9 protein-coding genes are annotated in these 13,318 nt (G+C 61.3%); 6 read left to right on the forward strand and 3 right to left on the reverse strand.

What is annotated here, in order from left to right; all coding sequences use genetic code 11:
- The first annotated feature begins 4 nt into the window (after nt 1-4).
- The 6 genes from VMW12_00340 (at nt 5) to VMW12_00365 (ending at nt 7,940) form a co-directional block, all read left to right on the forward strand.
- Complete coding sequence (locus tag VMW12_00340) at nt 5-2,623, forward strand: glycosyltransferase family 2 protein (protein HUZ48165.1); 2,619 nt, start codon at nt 5-7, stop codon at nt 2,621-2,623.
- Entirely contained in the window at nt 2,620-4,605 is a 1,986-nt protein-coding gene (locus tag VMW12_00345; GenBank protein ID HUZ48166.1) for a hypothetical protein, read from the forward strand. Before VMW12_00340 ends, VMW12_00345 begins: the two co-directional genes overlap by 4 nt.
- Before the next feature lie 207 nt (nt 4,606-4,812).
- Nucleotides 4,813-5,058, forward strand: a complete 246-nt coding sequence (locus VMW12_00350) for a hypothetical protein (protein ID HUZ48167.1) — start codon at nt 4,813-4,815, stop codon at nt 5,056-5,058.
- A gap of 18 nt (nt 5,059-5,076) precedes the next feature.
- A complete protein-coding gene (fliD, locus tag VMW12_00355) occupies nt 5,077-7,116 on the forward strand; it encodes a flagellar filament capping protein FliD (GenBank protein ID HUZ48168.1) in 2,040 nt (679 codons plus the stop codon).
- Between the two features lie 10 nt (nt 7,117-7,126).
- Nucleotides 7,127-7,564, forward strand: coding sequence for a flagellar export chaperone FliS (locus VMW12_00360; GenBank protein HUZ48169.1), 438 nt, complete (start codon nt 7,127-7,129; stop codon nt 7,562-7,564).
- The gene (locus tag VMW12_00365; protein HUZ48170.1) at nt 7,548-7,940 is read left to right on the forward strand and encodes a hypothetical protein; all 393 of its coding nucleotides are present in this window, start codon (nt 7,548-7,550) and stop codon (nt 7,938-7,940) included. Before VMW12_00360 ends, VMW12_00365 begins: the two co-directional genes overlap by 17 nt.
- 12 nt (nt 7,941-7,952) lie before the next feature.
- Here the strand turns inward: VMW12_00365 and VMW12_00370 are convergent, their stop codons facing one another.
- The 3 genes from VMW12_00370 to VMW12_00380 are packed head-to-tail and all read right to left on the reverse strand — an operon-like array spanning nt 7,953 to nt 13,281.
- On the reverse strand, nt 7,953-9,413 hold the full coding sequence (locus VMW12_00370; protein ID HUZ48171.1) for a hypothetical protein: 1,461 nt from the start codon (nt 9,411-9,413) through the stop codon (nt 7,953-7,955).
- A complete protein-coding gene (locus VMW12_00375) occupies nt 9,410-10,339 on the reverse strand; it encodes an AAA family ATPase (protein HUZ48172.1) in 930 nt (309 codons plus the stop codon). The genes VMW12_00370 and VMW12_00375 overlap by 4 nt, the downstream gene beginning before the upstream one ends.
- Nucleotides 10,339-13,281: a glycosyltransferase gene (locus VMW12_00380; protein ID HUZ48173.1), complete on the reverse strand. Its 2,943-nt coding sequence runs from the start codon at nt 13,279-13,281 to the stop codon at nt 10,339-10,341. The genes VMW12_00375 and VMW12_00380 overlap by 1 nt, the downstream gene beginning before the upstream one ends.
- Between the last annotated feature and the right edge of the window lie 37 nt (nt 13,282-13,318).

Here is a 13,318-nt window from a genome sequence, read left to right on the forward strand (position 1 = left end):
ATTTGTGAAGTACTCCATCATCATCCCGGTCTTTAACAAGGCCGCGTTCACCCGGCAATGTCTCGACACGCTTCGCCCGACGTTAGAGGGAGCGGGCGAAGGCGAGATCATCGTCGTCGACAATGCTTCGAGCGACGAGACCCAAGAACTGCTTGCCGGATACCCGTGGATCAGGATGATCCGTAACGAAGTGAACGCCGGGTTCGCCGGTGCAAATAACCAAGCGGCTCGCGTCGCGCGCGGTGAGTATCTCGTGCTGCTCAACAACGATACGAAGGCGTTTTCCGGCTGGTTGCGCGCGATGTTGGCTACGGCAGAGGATCCCAATGTCGGAGCGGTCGGCGCACGGCTCATTTTTCCGAACGACACGATTCAACACGCCGGCGTCGTGGTTGCGCAGAGCCTTCTGAGCCGCCAGAGTATTTCGCCGTTCCATCACAATTTTATGGTTCCGCGGGACGAGCCGGACGTTCTGATTCGGCGTGATTTCCAGATCGTGACCGGTGCGTGTTTGCTCACGCCCCGGCTGCTGTACGGCGAGCTTGGCGGTTTGGACGAACGTTACTGGAACGGGTACGAGGATGTCGATTACTGCCTGAAGGTCCGCGCTCGCGGCCTTCGTGTCGTGTACGAGCCGGATGCCGTGCTCTATCATTACGAATCGCAGTCGGGCGTCCAGCGCTTCCGCAAGGCTTCGTGGAATACGGAGCTTTTAGACGAGCGTTGGCGAGGAAAGGTCGCGTTCGATGCCGGCGTGACGAACCTGTCGCGTGGGCTCGTGCGGCGTGTTACCCGCGAGCCGCGTGGAGGGATGATCTGGAATGTGTTCCCGATTCCCGCTACCACGGTGGTCGTTCACGGAACTGAGCCCATCGCCGGTCGGGCCGCCTTCGAAGGTACGTTGCGAGCTTCGTCTGTGCCCATTCATCGGATCCTGTGGGCTTTCGGTGACGATGTCGTTGACGTTGCTCGCGATGCGATGGAATTGCGTGGACACCGCTACATCGTGTTCGTGCACGGAGGTGCCGCGCTCGCCCCCGGGTGGCTCGACGAGCTTTCGAGCCAGGTTGAAGGCAGCGTCGATGCGCTCGCGGCCACATATGCGCCGGAGTTACCCATCGGGACGAACGTCGCACCTATAGGGGTCGACGCGCGTTGTACGCTGCTGGCGTTGCACCGTTTACCGCAGCACGTGCGGCTAGGTCGCTTCCCGACGCTTGACGGCGCATTGGCCGACCTCTCGCTGCGTGCTCTCGATTTGGAGCTTGGCACCCGCGGCGTATCCCGGCCGATCGCCGCGCTCGGAGGCCCCGTCCGCGATAGCTCTTTCGAGGCGGCCTACGGGTTTGCCGTATCGGATATCCTGCGGGACGACCGCGGGGCCATAGAGCAGCGTCTCGAGCATCGAAAGAAACCGGCTCGCGGATTAATCTCGATCGTCACGTTAAGCTGGAATGCGCTGGAGTTTACGAAGTTGGCGCTCGACTCGATCCAAAAATACACCAGCGAGCCATACGAAGTCGTTGTCGTCGATAACGGCTCGCGGCCGGACGCCGTGGCCTATCTACAGTCGATCGAGGATCCGCACGTTCGCGTCGTCTACAACGAGCGTAATCTCGGCTACGGTCTCGGGAATAACGTCGGTATGGCGCACGCGCGCGGCGACTACATCGTCCTGCTCAACAATGACGTGATCGTCACCGAAGGTTGGCTCGACGGCTTGCTGGATGCCTTCGCGCGAATTCCGGGGTTGGGAGTCTCCGCCCCTCGCAGCAATCGCGTGGCCGGCTCGCAAGTCGTCGGCGATGCGTCCTACGCAGACACCGACGGCATTCAACGATACGCTCGCGAACGGCACAAGCGCTGGCATCGGAGCGGCTACATCACAGAACGCGCCATCGGCTTGTGCCTCTGTATCGACCGTCGAGTGATCGACGAAGTTGGTGGCTTCGACGACCGGTTCGGGATGGGCAATTTCGAGGATGACGACCTCTGCATTCGTATTCGAGCGGCCGGGTACCAGATTTACGTCTGTGACGACGTCTTTATCCATCACTTCGGGAGCCGCTCGTTTGTGGCGAACGAAGTGGATTATTCGAAAAGCATGCAGGAGAACTGGACGAAATTTGCGCGCAAATGGGGCTATGCGATGCCGACCCCGGAGCACGGATACGATCCGCGTTCTGCAAACATGGGGGGGTTCGTGCGCGAGCGCGACTACGTCGCGCTACCCGCAATCTGTCTAAGGACCGATGCCGCCGGACCGCGCGCCGTTAACGCTGCCATGCGCTTCTATTGTGTTGTGAATGACGAGGGTCAATGGCCTCCGGTTGCCCAGTTTGTGCGCCGGTTCGTACGGGCATTCTCTGCGGAGGATCCCGTCGTGCTGGCGATCGGCGCCACCGGTCCCTTGGTAGCGCAAACCATCGGTGGCCGGATCGAGTCCTTATTGAATCGCCTCGGTATCGATCCGGCCCGCGCGCCGCATCTCGAGGTGAGCGACGAGGACGGCGTCGATGTATGGGTCGGGGCCTTTGAGGAGGACCACATCGTTGAGGCTATCTCCATCGCGGACCCCAGCCCCAGCGGGCTCCGTAGGCTGATGAGGGAGATACGGACGTGAGAACGCACGGAGCGTTCTCCACATTCGATCTGCGCTTGGATGCCGCTGCTGCCAAAAAGCTGCTTTCGCCCGATCGTCTCGTCGCCGCACGTTTGGAACCGACGCTATCGGTACGCTACGAGGGGCTCTTGGACCTGACGTTCGAGCGAGGCGGCCGGTTCTTGACGGTTCCGCTATTGAAAGTGGAAGCTCCGATGCTGGTTGCTCGCGAGAGCGACCCGTTGATCTGGCCGCGTTGGGTTCGCGATCTTCTTGAAAGCGACGTCGCGGATCATATCCAGGAGTTGATTTTTCCGTGGTTGCGGGCCAGAGTACTCGCGCGTTTTGAAAATGACGAATCGATCCATATGTTCTCGGAAAGCGATGCGACGCGGAGCGACTTCGAGCGAGCTCGATCGCTAGGGCTCCTGGGCGCGGCCCCGTTTCCCGACGTGGTTCGTTCCGCCGCCGCGGCAATGTACGCGCGACGGCTCACGCGCGGACGAAGCGCCGGCGTGTACGATCCGGACGGCGGTAATGGAGCGGCGTTCCTGATCGGACGAGCGGCGTCGGTGTATTTTGATTCGGGGAATGCGGACCAGAATGCGTTCGTTCAGCGTTGGTTTTCGACGCTCTCGTTTGCACCGTCGCAGGCTGCCGCGGTCGACGTCGCCGTGGGCTTACGCGAACGGCTGCCGGACGGTGCCGAGCTTGTGATTCGCGGCGCGGCACTCGCGAACGAGCATCCCGTTATCGTTGCGCGCCCGCTGCCGTTAACGGTCATGCTGTCCTTCGACCCCGAGGATTCCGTTGCGGATGGATCTTTCGCAGTTGCGGTTCGATCGCGGGCCGCAGAGCGCGCTTCGGCGCTTGCGGAACCTATCGCCGTGGGCGGCTCGGCTGGAAACGTCGCAATCGTAGTCCGCGAGGATCTGTGGAGCAATCCCGATGCCGACACCGACGCCGTTCGGGTGTTGGCGCGCCGGCTGCAAGCCGAGGGGTTCACGCCTTCGGTGAGCATCGCAAGCAGGCCGCTTCACTCCGACGCCGTCGATATCGTCCACGTTGTCGGGCATCGCCATGCGTCCGCCATTCTCGCCAATCTCCAATCGCTCAAAGAGCGCGGGATACCGATCGTGGTGATGCCCTACCTGGACGATCCGGGCGGCCTGGCCGCATGGGGAACATCCACGACCCTGGGAGCGCTTCGCGCGATTCCGGATGACGCGTTCTATGAAGAGTATCTCGGTGCGATCGCCATGAAGCGGCTGGTTTGGGAAGTTCCGGTCCCCCTTGCGGCACCGGCTCCCGATCCGGATGTCCGCGCGCTGTTCGAATTCGCATCATCCATCATCGTGGTCTCGGAGGAAGAGGAGCAGCGCGCCAGAGCGGGATTCGGATATCGCGGGCCTGCCGTGAACGTCCCGGCGCTCTTCGATACGGCGCTCCCCGCCGGCGTCGATGCCCTTGTCGGACACGACGACTTCGTACTCGTCCATACCTCCATCGAGCCCCGCAGCGGCGCAATCTTTGCGGCGCTGGCCGCCTCGAAGGCGGGCTTCGCCGCGGTGGTCACCGGCCCGATCGGCAATAGCGAGTACTACACCTATCTGCAGATGCTGGCGGGCGATCGCGTGATTTTTCTTCCCGAGCGCTGGCTCGATGCAGGCCGGCTGGCGGGCCTCTACGGACGAGCCCGTGTCTTTCTGGATGCATCGTGGACGGGGCATGGATTGCACCGCTTGGCCCGGGCAGGGGCCGCCGGCGCCGCTCTAGTTGCGTCCTCGACGGGTCTGGCATCCTCGGTATTTGGGGCATCGGTCGAGCTTGTGGACCCGGCGGGAGTCGATGCCATCGGCGAAGGCCTCCGGCGGGCCTGGGAAGCGGCGCCGGTACGCGGGGAGACGCTCGCGCTCGACGCGGCTCGTACCTTCGACCAACAACTGGCTCTTGTCGGCGTCGTTCGCGCGTACCAGCAAGCAAGTTCGGGGGCGACTCCTTAACGCAGGACGCCTAAATTACGCCTCTTCAAGAGCCGATTATAGAAGATAGGACGTGAAGGAGACGAGAGGCACATGGATGTTCCGCCGCCCCCCGCGCCAGGGGCAAATATCATAACGGCAGCGCCGGCGAGCCCGCAAGCCACGGGTTCCTCCTCGGCGACGCCTGCGAGCGGCCCCTCGGGCCCCGCGACCACCACTACCGCAGCCGTGCCCGGGCAATCAAATGCCGGCCTCGCTCCGGCGATCGCGAAGATTTTTAGCGCGCGCGGGATCCCGCTTCCACTGAGCCTGAACGTCTCGTACCGCGTGGTAAAGGATCCGAACGAAATCGTCACGGTCTTCACCGACCCGAGCACCGGCAAAGAAATTGCGCAGTTCCCGGCCGAGATCATGATCGGTCTAGCCGAGTTTTTCGACCAGCAGCAAGGCGCTACGCTCGACCGTAGCGCGTAACGAGAAGAGGTTTACAGCGTGTCTTCAAGTTCGGTCCCTGGGACCAACGTCGCCCCGATTACGTTCCCGGGAATCGTTTCGGGTATCGATTACAACTCGATCATCACCAAGCTGACCTCGCTCACGCTTGCGCCGACGAATGCGCTAAACGCGCAACTCGCGACACTCAATAACGCGAATCTCGAGTTGATCAAGATCAACAACATGCTCGAGTCGGTGCAGAATGCGATAGCCAACCTCTCCAATCCATCGCTGTATAGTTCGTACGATGCCACGTCGAGCAATACGGCATTAGCGACGGCCAAGGGCATTGCGGGCCAAGTTGCGACCCCTGGTACCTATGTGATCGAGAGCGCAAGCGTCGCCACCTCGACGGTCATTACGAATTCGACGTCGGTCGGGCACAAAGAAACGGATCTTATTACATCAGGTACGTATGCCGGCCTGGCGTCTGACACGGTTCCTCTCGTGGACTCGTACGCGGCGGTTCAACCGAATAACGGCACCTCCTCGACCGGCCAGGGTCAAATCACTGTCGATGGAGTTCAAATACAGTATAACGTCAACTCTCAGTCGATTGATCAAATATTCACCAACATCAACAACGCGGTACACTCCGCCGGTGTCGACGCCAGTTTCAATATTGGATTCCAGTCCGGCACCGACGTGGTCGCGGTTACCGGCACTCAGCCGATTACACTCGGTAGCGCTTCCGATACCGGAAACCTGTTAAGTGTTTTAAAGCTCGATCAAGCGCAGAATAATACGACGAGCGTTACGGGAACCTCGGGCGTCGGAGGCTTGAGTGAAACCGCGTCACTCGATACCGGCAATGACGCCAACCTTATCACACCGATTAGCTCCGGCACCTTTACGATCAACGGCGTGCAACTTTCGGTGGACGCTACCGGCGACAATATCGCGTCCGTTCTCGCAAAGATCAACGCGAGCAGTGCCGGCGTCACCGCATCATACGACGCCGCTACCAATCATATTGCGCTGGTGAACAATGCGACCGGAACGCAGAGCATCGTCCTGGGCTCGAGTAGCGATACGAGTAATTTTCTTTCTGCCGTCGGTCTGACTACGGGAAGTGGCGCCACAACTGCGGTCGGGAAGCAATCCGTTTTAACCATACAGAACGCCAGTGGCGTACTTTCGACGGTATATAGCGGGTCTAATGCCATAACAACGGCGATTCCCGGGATAGAAATCGATCTAACCAGCGCCATTAGCTCGCCGGTATCGATTACGGTTGCTAAGGATACGACCAATCTCGTTAACGCACTGAACACCTTTGTGTCGGCATATAATGCGGCCATCGGTGAAATCAACAGCGCGTCGGCGCCGCCGATCGTCTCCGCAGTGCAGCCGGGGACTCTCTCTACCGGCAGTTCGCAAAGTTTCGGTGGTGGCGTGTTGTACGGTAACTCCGACGTGCAGTCGCTACGCTATCAACTCACCAATATCGTGGGCGGCATGTTTGGCGGTGCATCGGATGCAGGGTACAATTCGCTCGCAAAAATCGGCTTAACGCTAGACGATAGTTTCTCCACGGTGACGACCGGCAACAACGGTCAGTTATCGAACGGTGGAACCGCGTCTCCCGGCAGTACCAGCGGCGGTACGATTCAAAACACGACGTATCAAGGTACGGATGGACAGCTCCAGCCGCTGAATACCACCACCCTGCTGGCCGCACTCCAGGCCAATCCCAACGCCGTGAGCGATGTCCTTAATGGGGCCAACGGCCTCACGCAGCAACTCGGGACGTACCTGACCGGTGTTACCGGGGCGCCAACGCTGCTTAATAGCGGCCCGGCCGGGAATATTCCAACGGTGTCGCTGCTGCAAAATTTCGAAAACAACAATACGAACACCATTCAGGATCTTCAACAGCAGATAAAACAGATCACCAGCAATGCCAACCAGCAGGCCAACAATCTGCGAAGCCAATTCGTTGCAAGCGAAACCTTGATCTCGGGGCTGCAATCCGAGCAGCAGCAGCTTGCGGCCGCTCTGGGCTTTACCGTATCCTCATCGAGCTCGTCGTCATAGTAAGGCGAACGTGAAGAATCTTTCAGCCGAACAGAAATATCTAGAGACGTCGATAGCGACCGCGTCAAAAGAAGACCTTATCGTCAAGATTTTCGACGTGTTGATCATCGCTGCGCAACAGGGGCACGAGCGTCTCGTGGGCGATCGCAACGACATCGAGGGCATTCACAACGCGTTGCTTCGCGCGCAGCGGGCTTGCTGTTTACTCATGGGCTCGCTCAATATGGAAATCGGCGGAGAGCTTTCAAAAAATCTGTTCCGCGTGTACGAATTCTGGCACCACGAACTCGTCATGGCGAACATGCAGAAGGACCCGGTACGCGTCGAGCGGCTCATTCCCGATTTTAAGGACTATCGCCAAACCTGGAATACGGCCGTCGCGCAGTTTAAAGCGATGCAGCGCGCTTCCGCCTCGGGTGAGTCGGCGAGTTTTGCCAGCGTCGGATAGGCCAGCGGAGATCGAAACGATCGTACGCGAGGTCGGCGACCTCGAGCGCCTCTGCGGCGAGCTTGAAAAGGGCATAGCGGCGACCGATTGGGAGAACTGCGATGAGCTTTTAGCACAGATGCGACGCGCCACGCATGCGCTACGTAACGCGCTACAAACCACGCAGGGGCAAAGAGATGAAGCGTTCGAGGAGCAGCTGCGGGCCCGCATCCAGCGGATCATGCAAGTTCGCGACGGACAGATCGAGCGGCTGCGCGCCTTTCACGACGGCGTAGGCGAACGCCTACGAACCCTCTCGAATTGGAAGGTTTACGCGCGTTCGGTTGGCGCTAAGGATGCCCCCCGACGCTCGGCCGGGCTAGACAGGCAGACGTAAGCGAGCGCGGTTCTACCGCAGGAGGGTTTCGAACGCGGCCAGCAGACTGCGCGCGGCCGCATCCAGGCTCGGCTCCGGAGCAAACAGGATCCCGGTCGTCCGATCGAGGCGAATCCTAACGAAGAGTCGTTGCAGCGCGGTCATGGACGTTTGCGCGTAGGCGCGAAGCGCATTTTCGAGGGCGGCCGACGCGCCCGGGTCGGTGACGTGCGCGGCGCCTTGCGCCTGGAGCGCAAGCGTGAGTTGCCGCGCTCGCACGAAATCCCAGCGTTCGCGTTCGTCGGCAATGCGGCGCACCACTTGCATCGTCGGCGCGGAGAGCTCGGTCGCGAGCACGACCGCATCGTCTTGTTTGTCGACATCGAGCACGGGATGCGGCACGAGGGCTTCGAGGCGGGCCAGCAGATCGCCGGTATAGTCGCCGATGGGCTCGCGTTTCCCCAACTTTTCGTGTAGGACGACGCGGTGCAGCACCTGCGATTGCGCGTCCAAATGTTGTTTGATACCGCTGGCGTCGGCGCGGTTACCATCGACCGAACAGGCGAGCGCGCTGGCAAAGATGCAATGTTGCAGCATGGTCGGCGGCTTGGAACCGTTGAAGGTACGAGCGAAGAATGCGAGCGTCGTACGATCGAAGCGGCCGTAAAGCACGATCGCTTCGCGTGGCGGCTCGGGTACCGCCGCCGCGACCGGTTGAGGCTCCGGCTCGGGTTTCGGTTGCGGCGCCACGACCGCGGGAACGATTTCGGCCGGCGGCTCTACCGCCGAAGAGAGCGCTGCATTTGCGGCTTCGTAGACGAGTTGCTCTTCTTCGTCGAGTTCGTAGATGGGGAGTTCGTCCGCGGGAATGTCGACGGGAATGAGCGGCCTCGGATCGTAGAACGATGCGTCGGCGCGCGCGAGGTCGGCAGAGAAAGCGCTGACGCTCTGGCCTTTGCGCGAGATGGAGATGGGCTTGGCGCCGACGACCGCCGCACCTTGAGCCCGTACTTGCGGCGCCAGAATCAACGGCTGCGAGCCGAGCTTCACGCCGAGCTTCCAGAGCAGCGTTACTCGGCCCCCCCGTGGAATGCTTTCGATCGTCAGGCCCGGGCCGAAGAGCGATTCGGCAAAACGATCGTCGCTCGGACGCCCGTCGCGCTCGAAGCTCCCGCCCCGGTAGGATGACGCTCCCGGGATGGGGACGCTGATTTCGATCGCACGGGCGGCATGGGCGCCTTCATTCGCGAGGCTTACGCCGACCGAAACGACCGCTCCCGGAATCACGCCGCGCGCGGGTGAAGCGGAGATTTCGACGACGATTACCGCGCCTTGAGGCGCCGGCTGATCGGGCTCATCCAGGCCGAGTGCGGGTTCGGAGGAGAGCCGGCTTTGCCAACTCGCGCGGTCCGGTATCGCGAGCCCGAGGGCCGAACGCTGGAGTTCGATCAGCCGCATATCGGCGCTGGCGTCGAAATCGGGCTCTCGGTTCATTTCTCCGCGCGCCGCGGGAAGAGGCGGCTCAGGAAGCCCGAGCGGGGCGCATTCACGGCCGGTGCCGTGATTTCAAACGCCGCTGGAGGGATCGGTTGCGGTAGGATTTCGATGCCGCGCGAAATGAGAGCGGTGCGGACGTGATCCTCCGCGACCAGCGTGCTGGCGCGGTCGGCGGCTTCTTGCATCGAGAGATGGCCCAGCATCGTAAGCCGGCGCGGAAGGCCTTGCGCTCCATCGAGAAGCAACGCGCGGGCGTCCGGGCTGAAGACCGCCTGCCCGGGCGATAACCCGGCTCTGGAGAGCCGAAAATCCAGGACCGCGCCGGCCATCGTTTCGTCGAGCCGAGCCAGGCGAATCCAACTATCCACGCGATCGGCAAAGTTCCCTTTGGCGTGAATGCGCGCCTCAAGCTCGCTCTGCCCGAACAGCAAGATGTTCAATAGCTTGCGTTGCGGCACATGGTAATTCAGGAGCAACCGCAAAGCTTCGAGGTTCTCGTCGCTCAAATTTTGCGCTTCGTCGATCGCCAGGACCAGCGTCCGCTTCTCCAGGATGGCCGTTTCGAAGAAGAAGTTCTTTAGGGCGTTCTTGAGCGCCGCGCTGGACCGCGGCGGAAGCGCTAGCCCGAACACGCGCCCGATGCCGATGAGGAATTCGGTTTCGGTGGCGAAGGTCGGGTCGAGGATCTTCCCGAGGACGACGCGATCGTCGGCAAGCAGATCTTGCTCGAGTGCCCCGCTCAAGCTGGTCTTGCCGGTTCCGGGCTCCCCGATGACCACGGTGAGCCCGCGCGAAGCATCGACCGACTCCGTGAGGCGTTCCTTGGCCTTACGCAAGGCGCCCAGTTCGCAATAAAAATAGGGATCCGCGGTGTCTAAGAACGGGTCGCGTTCAAGCCCAAAGAACCGGTAGTAATGCGCCATCAATTGCCGAGCATTCTCGTTTGAGCGATTGATGCCCCGCCGGAGGCGAGGCGTGCGAGAGACGTTCGGCGTAAGAGATCGAGCGTGCGCTCCTTGAAGACGGTCGGATCGACCTCCCGGCGTACGCGCTCGAGCGCCCCTTCGCGGAGTGATTGCCAGAGCGTAGCGTCGCCGTTTAGACGACGCACGGCTGCGATCCATTCCGGGGCGGAATCGGCAACGAGCATGTCGCGCTCGTTTTCCCAGCCCAATTGCCTCGCAAGCAGCGTCGTCCCGATGACGGGCAGGCCATTGGCGGCCGCTTCATAGACTTTCTGCGGCAGGCCGGCGGCAAAGCGGGTCGGCGCGATAAATATTCGCGCGTTTCCGTACACCTCTCGCAGATCGGGCACGACCCCGAGGAAGTCGATGCTGGATCGACGCTCGGCAAGCTGCGGTGAAACGACCACACCGGCGTGACGCGTGCGCGTTCCAAGCTCCAGTTCCACCTCGGCAGCGACGTTATCGGTGAACCACAACAGCGCGTCCTCATTCGGACTCCCGGCTTCAATCGCGCCCACGAACAGCAAACCGCCGCGCTCCGAAAACGGCTTCGGCGTTGGAGCCGGCGCGATCGAAAACGACAGCACTTCGATAGGCCCCGAAAAACGCTGGGCGATAAGCTCGCGTTCGCCCGCGGAAACGGCCACCACGGCATCGCAACCGTCGGTTAGCGAGAGTTCGTGCTCGAGTTTTCTCGCGTATTCGTTGGGTTCCAGTGGAGCGGCGCTTAAGGCCGCCTCTGCAGCCTCGCGAACGGCGTAGACGGCCTCCGCGTCGTAGATGCACGCCCAGGAACGCGTGGGTGGGAGCGGCCCGAGGGCGGCTTTCACGTCGGCCATATTATGCGGCCGGCTTACCCAGAGAGTGTCGATCTCGGGCAACATCTCGGAGAGGGTGGCCGCCAAAAGCTCTCTACCGCGTCCATAGAGTATTTCGACGCCGTCGATTCCGCCCGCAAGTGGTGGCTCGTCGTACAACGAAAGCATCGGGTAGAACGTTACGTCATGTCCCGCATCGCGCAGATCTTCTACGATTTTTCGCGCGCGCGGGTAACCGCGGCCGAGTGCGTTGTACGGCACCCGATCGTCGATAACGAGCACTCTTTGGCGTTTCCGCGGTTCGCGGCTCTTTTCCGGTAACGGGCCGCGTGCGGTAAAAGCAAAAGCCAAGGCGGAACCGGGGGTTCGCAACTTGGCCGCTCGTACGAGATCGGCATGCACGCGAGCAATATGCGCCTCCCTGAGCGCCGCGAGGGGCGCATCTGCGGGGCGCGCGCGATAAAGGGCTTGTAGCGTCGCGATGTAGGCGTTCGGATCGTCGAATGCCGGATGCGATTCATCCCACCGACGGTGAATGTGGATCGGGAGCCGATCGTCCACGGCGATTCGTCCCGTGGCTAGGAGCCGCTGCACGAAGTCGATATCGGCGAGCACCGGCAGGCGCTCTTCGAATACACCGATCGTATCGAGCAGAATGCGGCGATGGGCGACGGCGTGTAACGGGATACCCTCTCCGACATGAATGGTGGTCGGCGCTACCGGCGTACCCGCGAACCCCTTAAAATGGGCTATTTCCGTCAATTCCGACGCGTTGGTATTGCGGCGCTCGACGATGAGATCCCCGGGAACGATCAGCACGTCCACCGGTTGCTCGGCGATGAGCTTTGAGATCCGATCTAAATGGCCGTCGGGCCAGCGTACGTGAGGCGCGAGATACGCGACGATTTCGCCGCTTGTCAAACGGAGGCCGTCGTTATGCCGGGCCGCTTCGCTCAACGGACGCGCGCTATGAAGTGCCTTTACGTTTAGCGAGCGCGCTCGATCGAGTAAGAGCGGGAGGGTATCCTCGGGTGAGCCCGAGACGAGAACTAACTCAAGATTCTCATACCGTTGGGCTGCGACCATGTCGATGGCGTCCAGCGCTTGCTGCGTCTGGTTCCCGCACACGAGTACGACACTTATTGCGGCCTTGAGTGTCTTCGGGCGAGAGCGCGGCTGGGTACGCGCGCGATTGAGCCGCGCCACGACATCTTCGATGCGCGGCTGGGCATCGGGGAGGATCTCCGCTGCGACCTTGGGGTAGGCCCGGAGGTTATTGATCTTGGCCTCCAGTAATCGCGCGATTCCTCGTTCTCGTCCCGTGACGAGCGGTTCGTTAGCGTCGTTCAGATATTGTTCGAGCAAAAAGATGTGATCGAGCAGCTGTCGTCCCGTGGCGACGTAGCGTTCCTCCCCCGTGATTTCTAAGGCGTGGAGCCGAACGGCCACGCCGGCGGTATCGAGGAACGCAAAACGGGAGCCGCGAGACGCAAGCCTCAGGTACGTGTCGAGGTCGCCGGCCGTGAGCTCGGTACGAAATCCGCCATGCTCCAGCAATTCTTCGCGTCGAAACAGCGTCGTCGGAAAACACATGTAGCAGTCGTAGGTGAGCAAGTCGGCAAATTCGTTGCGGCCACCAAAATACGAGCTTCGTAAGTGGCCGGGGTGGCCAAAAAACTGCACGAAGCGTTCGCGCTCGTCGACTTTCACGTAGGACGTGAAAATGTAGTCGATCTCGGGGTGCTCCCGGTGGGCGGAAACCAGGCGCGCGACGTGGCCGGGCAACAGATAATCGTCGGCCGAGAGAAAGAGCACGCGTTTGCCGCGAGCGTGTTCCAATGCGCGAACGTGATTTCCGATCATGCCGAGATTGCGCTCATTTCGAAACGCGCGGATGCGGGCGTCGCGAGCCGCAGCATGCTCGATGATCCGCCACGAGTCGTCCTCCGATGCATTATCGACGACGACGATTTCCATACCCGGGACCGATTGATGCATCGCGCTCTCGAGGGCGCGCGGAAGGTACGTCGCATAGTTGAACGACGTAACGATGATGCTGACGGATACGTGCGCCTCGTCCATGACGGTCGATTCGGTCTTAGAAAGGGCTTATCCGCCC

Source organism: Candidatus Dormiibacterota bacterium, from assembly GCA_035532835.1.
Taxonomy (GTDB): Bacteria; Vulcanimicrobiota; Vulcanimicrobiia; order Vulcanimicrobiales; family Vulcanimicrobiaceae; genus DAHUXY01.

Excerpts from the sequence above, each read along its gene's own strand:
- VMW12_00370 (HUZ48171.1), bottom strand. The coding sequence starts at position 9,413 with ATGAACCGAGAGCCCGATTTCGACGCCAGCGCCGATATGCGGCTGATC.
- VMW12_00375 (HUZ48172.1), bottom strand. The coding sequence starts at position 10,339 with ATGGCGCATTACTACCGGTTCTTTGGGCTTGAACGCGACCCGTTCTTA.
- VMW12_00380 (HUZ48173.1), bottom strand. The coding sequence starts at position 13,281 with ATGGACGAGGCGCACGTATCCGTCAGCATCATCGTTACGTCGTTCAAC.